Genomic DNA, 20628 nt, shown 5'->3' on the forward strand with positions numbered 1-20628 from the left:
TAATAAAAGGGCGGCATGACAAAAAAAAGAAGGCATCCTTTTTAGACACCTTCTTATTTACCTCTATATATCGCTTTTAGAGAGCCGATTGCGAGTTTTCCCTCTACTTGAAGAGGAATTCTCCGTGAGTCATCGCTGATCCATGCTGTAATATTATCACTTACTTTTTCTTCTTTATCATCGAAAAAATGTAATTTGATCTTGTATGCTCCGAAAGGTGTTTTCCGTAAGTCCAGTACTGTCCTACCTAAATATTCGGCAGAAAGATGTTCTATATGATTCCCGGTGAAAATATCTACGTTTATGCGGTCTCCTATATTTTTTGTTGAAAAATCTATTGTGCGCAGGTAATAAAATACACTGAGCATGTCATAAGAGCAATTGCTTGATGTAATGAGATAATCTTCTATTGCGTTTCGTTTGGGTCTGTATAGAGTGATGTTTCCGGTACAGATACCGTTAGAATAACTGTATCGTGTCACGTCTTTGCGGTAAGTTCGGTCTTCATCTGAAATTTTAGCGTAATAGTGAGGTATGAGCCCGTCTTTATACATAATGGAAACAAGTGTGTCTCGGACTCTGAAAATGCGGTCGGCAAAAGCCAAAGTGCGAGCAGTTAGTAATGATTTATAGTATTCCGTTCCGTCTTGGGAGCGGGTAACATTTATATCCAGACTGGCTACTGCTGCACGTTTCCAGATAAATCCCCATTGATATATGACATCATACGGAAGAGATTCTTTTTTGAAGTCCCATTTGACAGGGCATTGAGCCGACCCTTTCGGAATACAAAATGCAAGAAGTATTATTAACAGGCTAACGGTAAGAGCCTTGACTTCGAGGAGTGATTGCTCCTGAGGGTCGGTTGGAATATACAGGTCCTTCTTCTTTATTATCGTTTTGAGAATCATCCTTTTTTTCGTCTTTGGGTTTATTTTTGGTTATATCCAGCGGTTTTTGTTTATCCAGTGGTAGAGCGTAGACATCCCATGTCTGTTCTACATCCCAATTGGCTTTTAAATCGATAGATGTAGGATAGTAGAAAACTTCTTCGGGCTGCCGTTTTTCTGCGAAGTTGCCGGTGTCGAATTTCCCGTTCCCGTTTCGGTCCTTTACTAAACGGATATAATATGTTCCCGGATCTACATATATAAATTCTGCACCTCCGTCTTTGACCGGTGATTTGCGTACCGGCTGGTCGCTTGAGTTTAACAGTTCGACGAATGCCGAATCTTTTATTCCCAAAGTTTCTATATAAAAGTTGGAATATTCTTCGACCGTTTTTACTTTGAATGATTGGGAAAGTCTGTTACTCGGATTTCCGTAGATACTGACAGATGCAAGAGAGTCAAGTGATACCCTGTATTCGCCTCCTGGTTTCCATTTGGTTTTTAGTGAAAATATTCTGTGCTTCAAACTATCTTGGAAAAATGTATAGTCGTTTACGGGAGTCCAGACCGTATCGACTTTTATCTCTAATTTGAGACTTTCTTCTTTTATGGAGTCGACCGGTTGGTCGAATGCAAAGTTAAGCTTATCATATATGTTTACGATAGAGGAAAATTGCGGGGATATTTTCATAAACTCGATTTCCGGTGCTTGATCTTCATCTTTTTTATCTTTTTTGCTTTTTCGAACAGGTTTTTTTCTTTCTCGAAATACTAAGTTTAAGGTGTCTTTAAACGGGGTGAGTTGTCGTAAAGAATCGGTCCTTTTATAATCTGCCGTGAGTAGTAAAGTGTCCATGTTATAAATGAGCGAATCTTTAATCCAGTATAGAAGTGTGTCATTTGTTTGGTTTTTCTCGACAATAGCCCAATCTTCTTGTTGAAAATTCAGAGGAGTCAATACCGGAAGCGAGTCGTCGGGTGCTGAAAAAATGAGAGAAAATCTGTTCCTGTTTGTTCGTTCGAACTTCTCTAAATAGCGTGATTTGAATTGTTCGTTAAAGACTTTTAGAATAATATTATTAGGATAGAAGTGGGGGAGAGTTACCATTTTTATCGTGTCGATTGTCATACTGTCTGCCCATATCGTATCTGCATGCATTACCATCTCTACCGTTGGTGTTACGGTACTATCCATGAACGCAATATCTTCGGATGGATTATCGAATTTGTAATCCCGGTTTGCGTCGTTCAGTCCGTATATGCGATATGTCCCCGCTCCGATGTTTTTTATGGAGAATCGTCCGTATGCATCGGATTTGGCAATCCTTTGCATCGGGGTTTTGGTAAATGCGGAATCGTTCAAGTTTGAATGTAAGCCGACAAGCATTCCTGTTACCGGTTCTAAATTCTCGGCATTCAATAATACACCTCCTATTTGCAGCGTGTCTATCGAGTTCCCTGTTGCAAAAGAAAAACTGAAGTTATATAGCGGATTTCTTTCATTATTGTCCGATATAGCATCTGAGAAATCGATTGTATAGGTGGTGTTCGGTATCAGCGAATCTTGTAACTCTACGATAACTTTGCGCCCTGATGTCTGTATTTGCGGCATGTTTTTTTGCGCTGGAGAGACAATGACTTTTTCGGTCGGTTTGTCCACTTGTATTATTTCGTCAAATTCGATTTCTATTTTGTTTTTATTGAAATTGAGTTGATTGGGTTTCGGGTTGCTTTTGACAAAAACGGGAGGGGTTGTGTCTATCGGACCTCCGGTAGGTCGTGCAATGTTGGCACATGAGAGTATAAATGCCGCGGCAAAAGCGGTCAATATAAAATTTCTTGCATATAGTAGCCATTTCGTTCTGTCCGGCATCATCTGTATCGCTTGTTTTAAAGGGGTAAAGATACAAAAAAGAATGATTCTTCGATTGTTTTTTCTTCGATATGACAGATATTAACGGTGTCGAGCGCAAATTAATCAAACATTTTGTTATCGGAATAGAAAAAAAACATATATTTGCACCTTATTAAAAACAGGAAAAATCAATTAATCTAAAAATCATAAAGTAATTATCACATGCAAAACAAAGGTTTTATAAGAGTTTTTGCGGTATTACTCACGTTGGTATGTCTCTTTTACATATCTTTTTCATTTGTAACACGGCATTATACGAAAAAGGCCGAAGAGTATGCTAACGGAGATGCAATGAAGTATAAGCAATATATCGATTCTATTGCGACTGAAAAGGTATATTTAGGGTATTATACTTTTAAGCAGTGCCGTGAGATGGAGATCGGTCTGGGGTTAGACCTAAAAGGAGGTATGAACGTAACGTTGCAAATCTCTGTGGCTGATGTGTTGAGGTCATTGTCAAATAACAACACGGATGTTAATTTTAACAAAGCGCTGGCAAACGCTACTGCCAACCAGGCAGATAATAAAGATTTCTTATCTGCTTTTGTAAATGAATACAAAAAGCTAGATCCTAATATCCGATTGGCTGCTATTTTCAGTACTTATCAATTGAAAGATAAGATTACGCCCAATGCGACGAATGATGAAGTTGTAGCTGTTTTACGGGAAGAGTTGAACAGTGCGATAGATAACTCGTTCAATGTGCTTCGTACACGTATTGACCGTTTCGGGGTTGTTGCTCCTAATATTCAGCGTCTTGAAAAGGACGGCCGTATTTTGGTAGAGCTTCCGGGTGTGAAAGAACCGGAACGTGTCCGTAAACTTCTTCAAGGAAGCGCTAACCTCGAATTTTGGGAAACTTATAATCTGAATGAGTTTTTCAATAAATTGGCAAGTGCGAATGAGTTGCTTGCCCGTTTGGAAAATCAGTCGGAAGATACTTCTTCTAAGACGGATTCTACTGTTGTCGAGTCGCAGGATTCTACTGCCGTAACGGCAACGACTTCATTGAAGGATAGTCTGACTCAGAAGATAAAAGATATGAACAAGAGCGATGAGCAACAAAATATCAATGCGTGGAAAAAGCAAAACCCGTTGTTTGCTCGTCTTAATCCCAACGTCTCTCAAGAAGGGGCTATCGGAAATGGTCCGGCTGTAGGTATTGCCCACATAAATGACACGGCTGCCGTAAATAAATATTTGGCAATGCGTCAGGTTCGTGAACTTTTGCCTGCTAATATCGTATTTAAGTGGACAGTGAAGCCTATTGACGAGAAAGAACAATACTTTCAGTTAGTTGCGTTGAAAGCGACAAACGGAGGTCGTCCTCCTCTGGAAGGTGATGTGATTACCGATGCTCGCGAAGATTTTGACCGGATGACAAATTCTGCAGTAGTAAGTATGTCTATGAATGCAGAAGGTTCTAAAATATGGGAACAGTTGACCCGCGAAAATATCGGGCGTTGTGTAGCGATTGTTTTGGATGATCAAGTATATTCATTCCCGGTAGTGAATACTGAAATTTCAGGAGGAAATTCTCAAATTTCGGGGAACTTTACTCCGGAAGAGGCAAAAGACCTTGCGAATGTGTTGAAATCTGGAAAAATGGCGGCGAGTGTAAAGATCGTGCAAGAAGACATTATCGGTCCGTCATTGGGTCAAGAGGCAATTCAGAGCGGTATTATATCGTTCATTTTCGCCTTGGTTCTGCTGATGGTCTATATGATCAGCATGTATGGTGTGACTCCCGGATTGGTTGCTAATCTCGGTTTGGTACTCAATATGTTCTTTACTATGGGTATTCTTGCTTCTTTCCAAGCCGTGCTTACGCTTTCGGGTATCGCCGGTTTGGTGTTGTCTTTGGGTATTGCGGTAGATGCCAATGTGCTGATTTATGAGCGTGCAAAAGAGGAACTTCGTTTGGGTAAGAACCTTAAAAATGCGATTACCGACGGTTATAAGAATGCGTTTTCCGCAATTTTCGACTCAAACTTGACCTCTTTGATTACCGGTTTGATTCTGTTCTTCTTCGGGACAGGACCTATTAAAGGTTTTGCCACGACTTTGATGATCGGTATTGCCATGTCATTCTTTACCGCTGTGTTCCTGACTCGTTTGATCTATGAACGCGGATTGGAAAAGAATTGGTTCAAACACCTTACTTTTACGACATCTCTTACAAAGAATTGGTTGACACATCCGAAAATTAATTTCCTCGGAGCTCGGAAAACCGGTTATATCGTATGTGCCGTATTGGTTGTTATCGGAGTTATCTCTTTTGGTATAAAAGGTCTTAGCAAGGGTATTGATTTCTCCGGAGGCCGTAACTATGTGGTACGTTTCCAAGAACCTGTAAATACTCAAGAAATCGCTAATTTGTTGAAACCGTATTTTGAAGGCAGTTCTTTGTCGGTAATTACTATCGGTGGCGAAAATCAAGTTCGTGTTTCTACCAACTATCGTATTGCAGAGAATGACGATGCAATCGATAAAGAAATAGAAATGAAGTTATATGACGGATTGAAGAGCATGTTGGGAGGTAAGACTCTGGATCAGTTTAAATCGGATAATATAATGAGTATTCAGAAAGTAGGCCCGAGTATTGCAGAAGATATAACGATCGGTGCTATATGGGCTGTGATACTTTCATTGATCGCTATTGCACTTTACATATTGCTTCGATTCCGAGATATTTCTTTCAGTGCCGGAACGTTGGTTTCTTTGGCATTCGATACCGTAATTATTATCTCATTCTATTCGTTATTCTACGGTTTGTTGCCGTTCTCTATGGAGATAGACCAGTCATTTATTGCTGCTATCTTGACAGTGATCGGATATTCGGTAAATGATAAAGTGGTAGTATTTGACCGTGTGAGAGAGGTGATCGGTCTTTATCCGAAACGGGATAGATATCTTGTGGTTAACGAAGCGTTAAACAGTACTTTAGCTCGTACTATCAGTACATCGTTAAGTACGGCAATCGTGCTGCTTTGTATATTTATCTTGGGTGGCGATACGATTCGGAGCTTTACATTCGCTATGTTATTGGGGGTTATAGTCGGTACTTTCTCGACTCTGTTTGTTGCTGTTCCGGTGGCATACGAGATTATGGGAAGAAAACAGAAAAAAGCTCAACTTGCAGAAGCTGCGAAATAAGGACTTTGAGTTTAGATAAAAACAGACAGGGATTCTGAATTTTCAGAATCCCTGTCTGTTTTTTGATATTTTCTAAAAAAAATCAGATATAACTTTCTAAAAATGAAAGCTGTATCCGATTTTGTACCTCCGCCGGGAATCGAACCCGGATCTAAAGTTTAGGAAACTTTTGTTCTATCCATTGAACTACAAAGGCATTAGCGGCTACAAAAGTATAATTATTTCTGCTTTTTGCCAAATGTGTAGTGTAATTAGTCGAATAATGTTTTGAGTACGTCAAGAGATTTGAGTTGTGTGAATCCGGCATGATGTAATTTAAAATATTCGATAATATGTTCGAGTATTTGTATTCTTTCTTGTCTGGAAAAACGGAATAGGTGCAGATTGTGGTAATTCATTCTCATGAGAGTCGTAAAACCGGATGTTTCATCGGGAGAGAGGATATAGGCATGTCCCGGATGTGCAGAAGTGGAGATCCCGTTTAGGAGGTCAAAATAATCTCCGGGGCGATAATTTTCAATATTCGGATAAAATCCTAAAAATCCGGATATTCTAATTAAAAAACAAAGATGAAAATTCGCTTTCCCGTCTTCAATGATATCAAGAAATTTGATTGATTGATGTAGAAATTCAAAAAAAACGGGATTTGCTTCAGGTTCTCGAATTGTACGGGATAAAAATTCGGATAAAAATAATGCGATAGAGTTTTTAACCGGATCATAATGAATTTGTTGTAGAATCTCTGCAGGTCTTACTTCTTTGATCTTTTGTATATCGCGTCCGGGTTTATAGTCAGACTCTATGTCTAATATTGAGAAAGGTGTGAATAGCGGTCTTTGCGACTTGCTTTTTCGTCCTTGTGTTTGGGGAATGGCATACGACATTCTTCCGTATTTCTCTGTATAGAGATGTGCGATGTGATTTTTATCGTTGTATGCAACTGTGTGTAATACGATACCTAATGTTTTTTCCAGCATATTTTCAGTTCCGGAATTTTGTATTTACACAAAAATAGCGTATTCTTGCATAAAAACATTGATAATGATTGTAAAAATATTATGGAAGAACTTACTTTGACTACTCCTTCATTGTTGTTTTCAGCAGTTTCGTTGATTATGCTGGCTTATACAAACCGTTTTCTTTCATATGCTCAGGTTGTTCGTACTTTAAAAGGAGATTATGATTTGCATCCTACACGGATTACGGCTGCTCAAATAGATAATTTACGTAAACGTTTGTCTTTAATCCGTACAATGCAGATTTTGGGAATTGTAAGCCTTTTATTAAGTGTTTTGTGTATGTTTCTGATTTATATCGGATTTCAGACTTCTGCTGTGGGAGTTTTCGCTATATCATTGTTATGTTTGATCTGTTCATTGGGAATTTCTATCGGAGAGATTGTTATTTCGGTCCGTGCTCTTGATCTGCATTTAAGTGAGATGGAACGTCAAAAAGCTAAGAAAACATCTTCTGATGATCCTCTATATTCATAAAAAGGTGTCGAAACGGTTACTTAAAAAGGCTAAAAGTGACATTTTGAGCGATATTTTTTGTCAAATATTTTGTCAATTCAAAAAACAGCTCTATATTTGCACTCGCATTTGAGAAAACCTTATTTGTTTAAGCGAAAGGTTTTTAGATAATGGCCCATTCGTCTATCGGCTAGGACGCAAGATTTTCATTCTTGAAAGAGGGGTTCGATTCCCCTATGGGCTACAATAAACAGGATTAAAAAACAATAAAGAGAAGATCTAGAAATGGCAAATCATAAGTCATCAATCAAGAGAATCAGACAGACAAACGCAAGACGTTTGCGTAACAGATATTACGCAAAGACAGCTAGAAACGCTATGAAAGTTTTGCGCGCTACTGAAGACAAGAATGAGGCACAAGCTTTATTCCCTAAGGTATGCTCTATGTTGGATAAGCTTGCAAAAAAGAACGTTATCCACAAGAACAAGGCCGGTAATCTGAAATCTAAGTTGGCTAAGCACGTTAATGCGCTAGCATAAGCAGAAGGTAATTACTTTTACAAGTATAAAGCCGGACTCTCAATAAGCCCGGCTTTTTTAAACCTGATGGCCCATTCGTCTATCGGCTAGGACGCAAGATTTTCATTCTTGAAAGAGGGGTTCGATTCCCCTATGGGCTACCGAAAGTTTACCGAATACATATTGTATTCGGTTTTTTTGTTGTATGGCGGTGATGGCAATCTGTTCTTAAGGAGATTATGATTATAGGATTGTTTTGTGTGAATTTGCTCGAATTTATAAGAAATAGGATTGTTTCTCAAGCTTCTCTTTGATAGATATTTGTCTTTATATAAAAAAACAATAGCAAATTTTCTTCTGTCAGGTATTTTTAGTAACTTTGTTTGCTTTCGAATTTTGTCTGAAAAAGATGTCGAAAAACAAAAACGAGTATAAATAAACATATAAAAATCAATATGTCAGAAGAATTAAATGTTGATAGCGCTGCGTATTCTGCGGATAGTATTCAAGTGCTGGAAGGTCTTGAAGCCGTAAGGAAACGCCCTGCTATGTATATTGGAGATATTGGGATAAAAGGGTTGCATCATTTGGTGTATGAGGTAGTAGATAACTCTATTGACGAAGCGCTTGCCGGGTATGCCAATCATATCGATGTTATTATCAATGAAGATAATTCTATTACCGTGATAGATAACGGTCGTGGTATTCCGGTAGATATGCATGAAAAAGAACATAAATCTGCATTGGAAGTCGTGTTGACCGTATTGCACGCAGGAGGTAAGTTCGATAAAGGCTCTTATAAGGTTTCCGGAGGTTTACATGGGGTCGGCGTATCGTGTGTAAATGCTCTGTCGACTTATTTGCGTGCGGAGGTAAAGCGTAACGGAAAAATATATATGCAAGAGTTTTCGTGCGGAAAACCTTTGCATGATGTGGAGGTTATCGGGACTACCGAAGAGACCGGAACGATAATAACTTTCAGGCCGGATGCGGATATATTTACGGATGTAGTTTATAAATTTGATATTTTGGCTTCTCGTCTGCGTGATTTGGGATACCTTAATGCCGGAATTTATTTGTCTCTTACCGATAAACGTGAAGTACTTGAAAACGGAGAGTTCCGTCGAGAAGAATTTTTCTCGGTAGAGGGGCTGAAAGAATTTGTCCGTTATATAGATAGCACGAAGGAGCATCTTTTTGAAGATATTATTCATATTTCTACTGAGCGCCAAGGTGTTCCGGTAGAGGTTGCAATGACTTACAATACGTCTTATAATGAGAACTTGTTCTCATACGTAAATAATATCAATACAATCGAAGGCGGGACACACGTTGCCGGCTTTCGTAGGGGGCTGACCCGTACGCTGAAAAAATATGCTGAAGATTCTAAAATGCTCGAGAAGGTAAAAGTGGAGATCAGTAGTGATGACTTCCGAGAAGGTCTTACGGCAGTTATTTCCGTGAAAGTCATGGAACCTCAATTTGAAGGACAAACCAAGACAAAATTAGGGAATAACGAGGTTATCGGAGCTGTCGATGTCGCTGTCAGCGAAGCTCTCCGGAATTTCTTGGAAGAGAATCCGAGACAGGCTAAAGCAATAGTAGAGAAGGTCATATTGGCGGCGACTGCACGTCATGCCGCACGTCATGCCCGGGAAATGGTGCAACGTAAATCTCCTCTTTCGGGTGGAGGTCTTCCCGGTAAATTGGCAGATTGTTCTCAGCGTAATCCTGAAGTTTGTGAGATATTCCTTGTCGAAGGAGATTCTGCAGGAGGAACGGCAAAACAGGGGCGGGATCGTGCCTTTCAGGCAATATTGCCTTTGCGCGGTAAGATATTGAATGTTGAAAAAGCGATGCATCATAAAGTGCTCGAAAGTCAGGAAATCCGTAATATATATACAGCTTTAGGAGTTACTATCGGTACGGAAGACGATACGAAGGAAGCTAATATTTCAAAATTGCGTTATCATAAGATCATTATTATGACCGATGCCGATGTGGACGGTAGCCATATTGCGACATTGATCATGACTTTCTTTTTCCGTCATATGCGTCCTTTGATAGAGAACGGTTATCTCTATATTGCGACTCCGCCGCTGTATTTATGTAGAAAGGGCAAAATAGAAGAATATTGCTGGACAGAGCAACAACGTACGCAGTTTGCCCTGAAATATGCGAATGGGGATGTTAACCAAATTTATACGCAACGCTATAAAGGTTTGGGAGAGATGAATTCTCATCAACTATGGGAGACGACTATGGATCCGGCACATCGTACATTACGTCAAGTAACAATCGATAATGCGGCAGAAGCAGATCGGGTATTTTCAATGTTGATGGGAGAGGAAGTCGGTCCTCGTCGTGAATTTATCGAAGCGCATGCCACTTATGCGAATATCGATGCTTAATTATTGCAAGTAGTAAATAACATATTGACGGTCTGCATGAGTTCTGATCTTATGCAGACTGTTTTTTGTAAGAGCCCGTTTAAATTTTATTCGAGTCAGTTTTGAAAGTTTCTTTCGAAGATGTTTTTGTTGTTTTACGAGGAAGATGGCGGGCTATCTGACGAGTGAGAACGAGAAAAGAGACCGAAAGAAAACGTAAAAATGACCTGATAGTATTTTATTAGGAAATTTAAACAGGAACTAAGAATAGAGATGATATAATTTGTTAAGAATATAGAAAACAAGGAACGTCTCGATTAAACTATTTTTGTAAGAGATAGTCTTATAAAGCGTAAATAAAAAAATAGAAACATCCTCAATGAAAAAATATTTATTATCAGTTGTTTTCGTCTGGGTGACGATTGCAACTCTTTCAGCCGCTACGATAAAAGGCCGTCTTATCGATAATGAAACGAAGCAGATTATTGATTTTGCTACCGTATCGTTATTTAATAAGTCTTCTAAGACACCTATGAAAACGGTGACAACCGATGAAAAGGGTGCATTTTCGATACCGAATGTCAAGAATGGATCTTATACTCTCCGGATTAGTTTTGTCGGGTATAAAACTTTGGAATTTCCTGTATTTGTGACTTCGAAAACTCCGATTGTAGATTTGAAAACTTTACAATTGTCGACTGATGCTAAATCCTTAAAAGCAGTGGAAGTGATCGGACAGAAATCTCAGATGCGCTTTGAGGTAGATAAAAAGGTTTTTGACGTAGATCAGAATATCTCTGCTGCAGGAGGTTCTGCTTCTGAAGCGTTGCAGAATATACCTTCTGTCGATGTCGATAACGAAGGAAATATTTCTCTTCGGAATAATTCGAATGTAGAAGTTTGGATCAATGGCAAACCTTCGGGATTAACGGCCGACAACCGGGCTCAAATATTGGAACAGATGCCAGCCGGAAGTATAGAAAGTATAGAAGTTATTACTAATCCGTCTTCTAAATATAGTCCGGAAGGGTCTGCAGGGATTATAAATCTGGTCTTGAAAAAGGACCGAAAAGCCGGTTATTACGGGAGTGTATCGGTCGGTGCAAATACTTTTGGAGGAGTAAATGGATCGGGAAATATAAATTATAATTCTTCAAAGGTCGATGCATATGCCAATATCGGTATCCGGTATATGCAATTTAACAACAGCAGCGATACTTATCGAGAATCATGGCAAGGAAACGATACGACGATTCTTAACCAGAAAAATAAAGGAGATATGGATCGTATCGGGGTTTTTCTGCGAGGAGGAGCAACATATCATGTTACTCGAAAGGATGATATAGGGTTGTCCTTTATGGGCATGTTCGGTGGTGGAGATAGTCGTACGACCCTTACGTCGAGAGACGGTTTGGGTGCATTGACCCGGGAGCGGTGGTCGGATGAAGACGGAACTCATAACGATTGGGGAGTGACATTGGATTATACACATTTGTTCGGTAAGAATCATGATTTGAGATTATATGCTAATTATTTCCAGATGAATTGGAATGAGACAAACGATTTTACACAAAACAGTTTAGTAAAAGACGTGTGGCTAAAATCTGCCCAAAAACAGGATGAAAATAATTCGCACCAACGGTGGGAATTTCAGGCTGATTATAGTAACCAAATATCGGATCGTTTTAAGATTGAGGCCGGTTATAAGGGGAATATCAATTCCAGAGGAGACGATGTTTATACATTAGAAGGTCCGGATATGGAAAATCTAAAACCGCAGGAAGCCTTAAATAATGATTTTACCTATAAAGAAAATATACAAGCTCTTTATGGTACATTTTCGGGTAAAATCGATAATTTCAGTTTTCAGGCGGGGTTGAGAGGCGAATATATGCGCTATAAAACCGAGAGCCGGCCGTGGAATGCGCAGACCCCGGACCGAACCCGGGAATATTGGCATTTGTATCCGAGTCTGTTTTTGTCTTATAGTTTACCGAAAGGAAATGAACTTCAGGTCAATTATACCAGCCGGGTCAACAGACCGAGGGGAAGACAAATAAACGCATTCAGAAATGTTACCGACTCTACCAGTATTTCTTATGGGAATCCTAATTTGAATCCGGAATTTGCTCATGCCATAGAATTGAATTATATAAAAAACTGGGATGCGCATACTTTATCGGCTTCACTTTATTATCGTAAAACGAATGATGTAATACAACAAGTGCGTTATTTTGAGGAACCGGTTATGTATTCTACTTATGAGAATGTGACCAAGATGCAGAATGCGGGATTGGAATTGGTGGCTAAGAACCGGTTATTTAAGTATCTGAATTTAACTACTACGGTAAATATGTATTATCAACAGCTTAACGACTTTGATTATACTTATGTCGATAATTCGGGAGTTGCTTCTACTATGCATTATGATGGTGAGAATAATTTTACGTGGAATGCCCGTATTATGGCCAATTTGATACTTCCCAAGAATTTCTCGGCGCAGGTTACGGGAAATTATAACGCGAAACAGCTTATTGCACAAGGTGAGCGTCGTCCGAATTATTCTTTGGATGCCGGTATTCGCAAGAGCTTTTTTTCTCGAAAATTCTCTATTGCATTATCCGGTAGGGATTTATTGGATTCGCGGGGGCGGAAGAATATTTCGTGGGGAGATAATTTCTATCAAGAGAGCCATTCCCGTTGGGGCGGACGTAGCGTGAATCTGACATTGACATACATGTTCGGAAAGAATGGAAACAATAAACCTAAGCCGGGTAAACGTCCGGATAATAACGGCATGGATTATGAGGGTGAAATGATGGATTTTTAAGGAATAGTCTTTTGTTCGGTTTATTGGGATTTTTGTTTGAATAGCTTTCATCCATTTATTTTATTTTTGAGGTAAGTTTAAGATGGGGCAAATGCTCTGTATTCTTAAAAATATTATTTACTTTGTAGTTGGTTAACTGTGAAGTTAATCGTTCTGTATTTATTGTTGGTATTTAGAATTGTTTGAATATGTCGAAAAGAAAAAAAATAAAGGATGTCCCCCGGATAAAAAAAGAAAAAATGAGACAGTTGATCTGTGATTTTTTTAATGAGAATCCCGGTCATCCGTATAATTATAAACAAGTATCCCGAGCGGTTAATGCTAAAAATGATCCTCAGAAAATAATGATCTCCCAAATCCTTGCAGAATTGGCGGCAGAGCTCTATTTGACAGAGGTAGATCCGGGACGGTATAAGTATGATGTAAGCCAAAAAATTCGGGAAGGGGTTTTTGAGCGTAGAAGTAACGGAAAGAATCATGTTATTCCGAATGACGGCGGTGATCCTATATTGGTATCGGATGAAAAATCTTTGAGGGCGATGTCTGGAGATAAGGTGAATTACATTGTTTGTCGTAAACGTAGAAAGGGTGGCGATACGGAAGCTGAAATTGTAGAAATTACAGAACGTGTTCCTCAAACTTTTGTCGGGACGTTAGATGTGAAATCCCAATATGCATTTCTTTTGACAGAAAACCGTTCTTTAGGGAATGATATATTTATTCCGTTAGATAAATTGAAAGGCGGTAAGACCGGAGAAAAGGCCCTTGTCTCAATTACCGAATGGCCGGAAAGTGCTAAGAATCCTTATGGCGAGGTGATCGCCGTTTTGGGGAAAGCCGGGAATAATGATACCGAGATGCATGCGATATTGGCAGAATTCGGATTGCCTTATACATATCCGAAAAATGTTGAGAAAGCGGCAGATAAGATTAGCGATATCCTTACCGAAGAGGATTTAAAAGACCGGGAGGATTTCAGAGGCATAACGACTTTTACGATAGACCCGCGTGATGCTAAGGATTTTGACGATGCTCTTTCTATTCGTCAGTTAGATAATGGAAATTGGGAAGTCGGTGTGCATATCGCCGATGTGACGCACTACGTAACTCCGGGGAGTGTAATAGATAAAGAGGCTTATAAAAGGGCGACATCGGTTTATTTGGTAGACCGTACTATTCCGATGTTGCCGGAGCGTTTATGTAACCAGATATGTTCATTACGACCGGATGAGGACAAATTGTGCTTCTCGGCAATTTTTGAATTAAATGAAAAATCGGAAGTTCAGCATTCGCATATTACTCGTACGGTTATTCGTTCAGATCGCCGTTTTACTTATGAAGAGGCTCAGGAAATCATCGAAAGCGGAAGAGGTGATTATAGTTCTGAGATTCTTAAATTAAATGATCTGGCGCAAAAACTAAGAGAAAGACGTTTTTCCGAAGGGTCAATCAATTTTGACCGTCATGAAGTAAAATTTGAGATAGATGAGAACGGACGACCATTGAGTGTATATTTTAAAGTTTCGAAAGAGGCCAATAAGCTTGTGGAAGAGTTTATGCTGCTGGCAAATCGTACGGTAGCCGAATCTGTCGGTAAAGTAGACGGAAACCGTACTGCGAAAGCTTTCGTTTATCGTGTTCATGATTTACCTGATCCGGAGAAGATGAATACAATGGCGACGTTTATTCGTAGGTTCGGTTATACGCTTCGTACCGAAGGAACAAAAGGACAGATTTCCCGTTCGATAAATTCATTATTGGATAATATTCAAAATAAGCCGGAGGAGAACCTAATAGAGACGGTGGCTATTCGAACAATGGCGAAGGCTACATATTCAACGAAAAATATCGGGCATTATGGCTTGGCTTTTGATTATTATACGCATTTTACATCTCCGATACGACGTTATCCCGATATGATGGTTCACCGTTTATTAGAGAAATATATGGCTGGCGGGAGAAGTGTGAATGCAAAGAATTTGGAGTCTGCTTGTAAACATTCTTCAGAAATGGAGTTGGTTGCAGCTAATGCCGAACGGGCGTCTATAAAGTATAAGCAGGCAGAATTCCTTAGCGAACGTTTAGGGCAAGAATATGATGGGGTTATTTCTGGAGTAACGGAATGGGGACTTTATGTCGAAATCAATGAAAATAAATGTGAAGGGCTTGTTCCTATACGTGATCTGGATGATGATTATTATGAATTCGATGAGAAGAATTATTGTGTTACCGGGCGTTCGTCTCACAGGGTTTATCGTTTAGGCGATCCTATCCGTATACAGATTGCCCGAGTAGATATGGAGAAAAAACAGGTTGATTTTGCTTTAATTAAAACGAAATAGGTTTTTTCGATATTCGTGGTTAAGTATTTTGTTATGGATAATCTCACTAATTATCATACTCATAGTTTGTATTGCGATGGATCGGCTTCGATCGAGGATTTTGTAAAAGAAGCTATCCGGCAAGGTTTTTCTTCTTATGGTGTATCTTCTCATTCACCGATTCCTTTTGATACTTGTTGGAATATGAATCGGGGTGATCTTCCTGCTTATCTGGATGAGGTACATTTCATAAAAAAGAAATATGAGGGTCGTATTGAGATTTATTGCGGTCTTGAGATTGACTATTTGGGGGCAGAATATAATCCGTCGTCTCCTTTTTTTCAAGAATTGCCGCTGGATTATCGAATAGGTTCTGTTCATTTTTTGAAGACCGAAGAAGGGTATGTCGATATCGATACGGCTACAGAGCAGTTTAAAGAAACCGTATTTCGTTATTTCGACGGAAATATCCGCAAATTGGTAGAAAAATATTTTGATACTATGATGCAGATGATCGATACCGGAGGTTTCGATTTTGTAGGGCATGCTGATAAGGTATCTATGAATGCATCGTCTTTTTTACCCGGTATTACCCGGGAACATTGGTATAAAAGTCTTATACACGAGTATTTTGAATTTATCGCTCAAAAAGAGTGTATGATAGAAATAAATACGAAAGCTTGGCGTAGTAAACGACTGTTTTTCCCGAATCGGGAACATTTCGGGCTAATTCATAAATTACATATACTGGTGGTTGTCAATGCAGACACACATCATCCGTCCTTAGTTAATGACGGACGGTTTGATGCTTTAAAAGAGATGCTTTCTGAAGGTTTTACACATGTGCGTCAGCTCTCAGGAGGGCAATGGATCAATGTTGAGATCGGCTCTTTATAGAATATAAATTTCTGAAAATCACCGGATCGATTTGTGCTTCGGATATTTCGGATAATTCATTATTTCGCATTATCTTTGTATAATACGAAATTTAATTGGAGAAACAGCAGTTGTAATATGGAAGAGAATATAATATCCACCGCCGGACTGGAATATGGTTCGGATACAATACGGACACTTGATTGGAAGGAGCATATTCGTCGTCGTCCCGGTATGTATATCGGGAAGTTGGGGGATGGAACTCACGCCGACGATGGTATTTATGTGCTTCTTAAAGAGGTGCTTGATAACGCAATAGATGAATACATGATGGGGTACGGTAAGCAGATCGTCATCGATATAGACGAAGTTTCTGTGACTGTACGGGATCATGGCCGCGGGATACCTTTAGATAAAGTAAAGGATGTTTCTTCTAAAATGAATACCGGTGCTAAGTATGATTCTAAAGCTTTTAAAAAATCCGTAGGGTTAAACGGGGTAGGTATAAAGGCTGTAAATGCATTGTCCACAGAATTTTATATTTGTTCTTACCGGGACGGAAGATGTAAATCTTTGTTGTATAATCAGGGTAATGTCGTAACCGATTTTCCGGAAGAACCGACTTCTGAAGAGAATGGAACATTAGTGCGTTTTGTCCCTGATGAAACGATATTCAAGGGATATAAGTACAAAGATGATTTTATCGAGTCATTGTTGAAGAATTATGTTTATCTTAATTCCGGTCTGACAATTTTGTTTAACGGACGTCGCTTCCATTCAAAAAATGGTCTTGTCGATTTGTTGAATGAAAAAATGACGGCAGAACCTCTTTATCCGATCATTCACCTGAAAGGTGATGATATAGAAGTCGTGATTACGCATATCAATCAGTACGGGGAGGAATATTATTCTTTTGTTAACGGTCAGCATACGACACAAGGCGGAACGCATTTGACTGCTTTTCGTGAAGCGGCTTCCCGTACGATAAAAGAATTTTATAATAAGAATTTCGATTATTCCGATATTCGTAACGGGATCGTAGCGGCGGTAAGTATTAAAGTGGAAGAACCTGTTTTTGAATCTCAGACTAAGACGAAACTGGGCTCGCGGGATATAGGCCCTGAAGGTCCTTCGGTAAGTAAGTTTATCGGTGATTTCTTGAAAAAAGAACTTGATAATTATTTACATAAGAATGCAGAAACGGCAGATGCTTTGTTAAAGAAGATATTGGAGTCGGAAAAAGAAAGAAAAGCAATAGCCGGAGTTACTAAGTTGGCAAGAGAACGTGCCAAAAAATCGAATCTTCACAACAAGAAACTTCGGGATTGTCGGGTACATTATAATGATACGAAAGGAGACAATGTCGATCAGTCGAGCATCTTTATTACAGAGGGAGATTCGGCTACGGGATCTATAACTAAAAGCCGGAATGTCGAGACTCAGGCTGTATTCAGTTTACGTGGGAAGCCGTTGAATTCGTATGGTTTGACGCGTAAAGTCGTATATGAAAATGAAGAATTCAATTTATTGCAGGCGGCATTGAATGTAGAGGACGGCATGGACGGTCTTCGGTATAATAAAATTATAATAGCAACAGATGCCGATGTTGACGGCATGCATATACGGTTATTGCTGATAACATTCTTTTTGCAGTTTTTCCCGGATTTGATTAAAAAAGGTCATGTTTATATTTTACAAACGCCTCTTTTTCGGGTGAGAAATAAGAAAGAGACTTATTATTGTTATACGGAAGAGGAACGAATCAACGCAATATCGAAACTTGGAAGCAGTGCCGAAATAACCCGATTTAAAGGATTAGGAGAAATTTCTCCGGATGAGTTCCGTCATTTTATAGGACCGGATATGCGTCTTGATCAGGTTTCTTTGAAAAAAGAAGACCTCGTGAAAGATTTACTGGAGTTTTATATGGGGAAAAATACGATGGAACGCCAGAACTTTATAATTCAAAATCTTGTTACAGATGAAGACCTCTCTTAATAAGCGGATCGCTATATTTCCGGGAACTTTTGACCCGTTTACAATCGGACACATGTCGTTAGTCGAACGGGCATTGAACATGCTTGATGAAATAGTGATCGCCATAGGTGTCAATGAAGCTAAAAGTCAATACTTCAGTGTTGATGAACGTGTTCGTATGCTTGAAGATTTGTTTCGGTCAAATCCCAGAGTGAAAGTCCTTTCCTATAATTGCTTGACTGTGGATCTTGCTCGTCAGTGTCATGCTGGTTTTATTTTGAGGGGAATTCGCTCGGTGAATGACTTTGAGTATGAAAAAACGATTGCAGATGTAAATCGGAAAATATCGGGAGTGGAAACTTTGGTTTTATTTACAGAACCAGAACATACTCATATCAGTTCTACAATTGTTCGGGAATTATTAAGATACGGGCGTTCGGTAGATGAGTTCTTGCCGGATGGGCTCGTTCTTAGCAGATAAAATAAAAATAAATATAAGAAATTTTTAAGGATGAAAAGATTTATATATGCCATTGCGTTATTTCTGATTTTTTCGGTTTGCGCAAAGGCTCAAAGGCAAACGGATGCTTCTAAAAAGCTTAGTTTAGCTGCCTATGTGATTTCTACTCTATACGTAGATGATGTTAATGAGGATAAATTGACAGAAGATGCCATACGAGCTATGCTGGAACAACTTGATCCGCATTCTACTTATCTCGATCCGCAGGAAGTAAAGGATATGAGTGCATCTTTAGATGGTAATTTCGATGGTGTCGGCATCCAGTTTACCATGACAAACGATACGTTATATGTCATACAGACTGTGGCGGGAGGACCTTCTGAAAAAGTCGGTATTTTGGCAGGAGACAGGATTGTCGAGATTAATGACACCGTTGTTGCAGGTGTAAAAATGAGCACTAAGGATATTATGACTCGTTTACGAGGTAAGCGGGGAACGAAAGTTGATGTTACAGTACTTCGTAAAGATGTGCCAGATCCTATTCCGTTCAGGATAACAAGGGATAAAATTCCTGTTTATAGTATCGATGCTTCTTATATGGTCGATAAGCATACGGGATATATTCGTTTAAGCCGTTTTTCGGCTACCAGTGTACAGGAGTTTGTAGAGGCGATGTTAAAATTGCGTCGTGCGGGCATGAAGAATCTGATTCTCGATTTGCAGGGGAACGGAGGGGGATATTTGAATACGGCTGTAAAAATTGCAGATCTATTGTTGGCAGATGATAATGCCTTGATTGTTTATACAGAGGGGAGGCGCTCTCCTCGTACGGAGGAGAAAACATCTTCTAAGCATTTATTTCCTGACGGGAAATTAGTCGTGCTTGTAGATGAAGGTTCTGCTTCTGCTTCTGAAATTGTTTCAGGAGCGATCCAAGATTGGGACAGAGGTGTAATCGTAGGTCGCAGGACATTCGGAAAAGGGCTTGTGCAACGTCCCGTACCATTACCGGACGGTTCTATGATACGTCTTACGACAGCCCGTTATTATACTCCGTCGGGACGAAGTATTCAGAAACCTTATACAAAAGGCGAGGCAAAAGCATATAATGAAGATCTGATTAACCGTTATAATCATGGCGAATTATCAAATGCGGACAGCATTCATTTCCCGGATTCCTTAAAATTTTATACATTGAAAAATAAGAGAGTCGTATATGGCGGCGGGGGGATCATGCCGGATTATTTTATCCCTATCGATACTGCCCGTTATACGGATTATCACAGGGATATTGCGGCTAAAGGTCTAATAAACCAAGAAGTTACTTCTTATATCGATCGTAATAGAAAAGAGCTGAATGCGAATTATAAGAATATAGATAAATTTATTGCAACATTCGAAGTAGATGAAAAGATGTTGCAGGATCTTAAGTCGCTTGCTGAGAAAGAAAAGATAAAATATAATGAAGAGGAGTTCCAGAAATCTCTACCTTTGATTAAGGCGCAGTTAAAAGCTCTTATCGCTCGTGATCTGTTCGATATGTCTGCTTATTTTAAAATTATGAACCAGTATAATGATTCATATCAAAAAGCCCTTGAACTTATTGGGATGCAAGAGGCGTATGAACAACTTCTGAAAGGGAAATAGCCGGAATAGAAAAGAAATAGGTCGATAATCGTTTTTGTTATCAATTATTAACCGGTTATTGTGATTTGGGATATTCAGTAAATGTCCCTAAAAAGTAAGATGGCATATAAAGTCGATAGGGTATAATCACTTTATATGCCATTATTATTGCTCTTTTTCTGTGTTTTTTCATATA

General features: G+C 39.2%; 13 protein-coding genes and 3 tRNA genes. 12 read left to right on the forward strand and 4 right to left on the reverse strand.

What is annotated here, in order from left to right; all coding sequences use genetic code 11:
• Window positions 1-53 precede the first annotated feature (53 nt).
• Together AC0UMU_RS12210 and AC0UMU_RS12215 are read right to left on the reverse strand one after the other, a co-directional pair.
• Window positions 54-911, reverse strand: coding sequence for a DUF3108 domain-containing protein (locus AC0UMU_RS12210; RefSeq protein WP_081705587.1), 858 nt, complete (start codon window positions 909-911; stop codon window positions 54-56).
• Window positions 817-2766 carry an Ig-like domain-containing protein gene (locus AC0UMU_RS12215; protein ID WP_278714572.1) on the reverse strand — a complete coding sequence of 650 codons (1950 nt, stop codon included), beginning with the start codon at window positions 2764-2766 and terminating at the stop codon, window positions 817-819. The genes AC0UMU_RS12210 and AC0UMU_RS12215 overlap by 95 nt, the downstream gene beginning before the upstream one ends.
• A gap of 201 nt (window positions 2767-2967) precedes the next feature.
• Between AC0UMU_RS12215 and secDF the strand changes: the two genes are divergently transcribed.
• Window positions 2968-5961, forward strand: a complete 2994-nt coding sequence (secDF, locus tag AC0UMU_RS12220) for a protein translocase subunit SecDF (protein ID WP_278714571.1) — start codon at window positions 2968-2970, stop codon at window positions 5959-5961.
• Window positions 5962-6085: 124 nt separating this feature from the next.
• Here secDF and AC0UMU_RS12225 read toward each other — a convergent pair.
• Together AC0UMU_RS12225 and recO are read right to left on the reverse strand one after the other, a co-directional pair.
• Window positions 6086-6157, reverse strand: a tRNA-Arg gene (locus AC0UMU_RS12225).
• Window positions 6158-6212: 55 nt separating this feature from the next.
• Window positions 6213-6938, reverse strand: coding sequence for a DNA repair protein RecO (gene recO, locus AC0UMU_RS12230; RefSeq protein WP_278714570.1), 726 nt, complete (start codon window positions 6936-6938; stop codon window positions 6213-6215).
• An 81-nt stretch (window positions 6939-7019) separates the two neighbouring features.
• Here recO and AC0UMU_RS12235 point away from each other — a divergent pair, with 81 nt between their 5' ends.
• The 11 genes from AC0UMU_RS12235 to AC0UMU_RS12285 all read left to right on the forward strand — a co-directional run bounded on the left by AC0UMU_RS12235 (window position 7020) and on the right by AC0UMU_RS12285 (window position 20453).
• On the forward strand, window positions 7020-7454 hold the full coding sequence (locus AC0UMU_RS12235) for a DUF2721 domain-containing protein (protein WP_022390220.1): 435 nt from the start codon (window positions 7020-7022) through the stop codon (window positions 7452-7454).
• Window positions 7455-7605: 151 nt separating this feature from the next.
• Window positions 7606-7677, forward strand: a tRNA-Glu gene (locus tag AC0UMU_RS12240).
• Window positions 7678-7718: 41 nt separating this feature from the next.
• A complete protein-coding gene (gene rpsT, locus AC0UMU_RS12245; protein WP_005859369.1) occupies window positions 7719-7973 on the forward strand; it encodes a 30S ribosomal protein S20 in 255 nt (84 codons plus the stop codon).
• A 68-nt stretch (window positions 7974-8041) separates the two neighbouring features.
• Window positions 8042-8113: transfer RNA gene (locus AC0UMU_RS12250), tRNA-Glu, on the forward strand.
• Window positions 8114-8407: 294 nt separating this feature from the next.
• Window positions 8408-10363, forward strand: coding sequence for a DNA topoisomerase (ATP-hydrolyzing) subunit B (gene gyrB, locus AC0UMU_RS12255; protein ID WP_278714569.1), 1956 nt, complete (start codon window positions 8408-8410; stop codon window positions 10361-10363).
• A 358-nt stretch (window positions 10364-10721) separates the two neighbouring features.
• Window positions 10722-13172, forward strand: a complete 2451-nt coding sequence (locus AC0UMU_RS12260; protein WP_022600174.1) for a TonB-dependent receptor — start codon at window positions 10722-10724, stop codon at window positions 13170-13172.
• Window positions 13173-13360: 188 nt separating this feature from the next.
• On the forward strand, window positions 13361-15514 hold the full coding sequence (gene rnr / locus AC0UMU_RS12265) for a ribonuclease R (protein ID WP_022390224.1): 2154 nt from the start codon (window positions 13361-13363) through the stop codon (window positions 15512-15514).
• A gap of 33 nt (window positions 15515-15547) precedes the next feature.
• Window positions 15548-16390 (forward strand): histidinol-phosphatase, encoded by an 843-nt coding sequence (locus AC0UMU_RS12270; RefSeq protein WP_473979946.1) that lies wholly within the window; start codon window positions 15548-15550, stop codon window positions 16388-16390.
• Window positions 16391-16507: 117 nt separating this feature from the next.
• Window positions 16508-18367, forward strand: coding sequence for a DNA topoisomerase IV subunit B (locus AC0UMU_RS12275; protein ID WP_022600180.1), 1860 nt, complete (start codon window positions 16508-16510; stop codon window positions 18365-18367).
• Entirely contained in the window at window positions 18351-18827 is a 477-nt protein-coding gene (coaD, locus tag AC0UMU_RS12280; RefSeq protein WP_009318454.1) for a pantetheine-phosphate adenylyltransferase, read from the forward strand. Before AC0UMU_RS12275 ends, coaD begins: the two co-directional genes overlap by 17 nt.
• Before the next feature lie 30 nt (window positions 18828-18857).
• Window positions 18858-20453 carry a S41 family peptidase gene (locus tag AC0UMU_RS12285; protein ID WP_278714566.1) on the forward strand — a complete coding sequence of 532 codons (1596 nt, stop codon included), beginning with the start codon at window positions 18858-18860 and terminating at the stop codon, window positions 20451-20453.
• Window positions 20454-20628: the final 175 nt, after the last annotated feature.

The sequence above is a fragment of the Coprobacter fastidiosus genome (assembly GCF_982245605.1).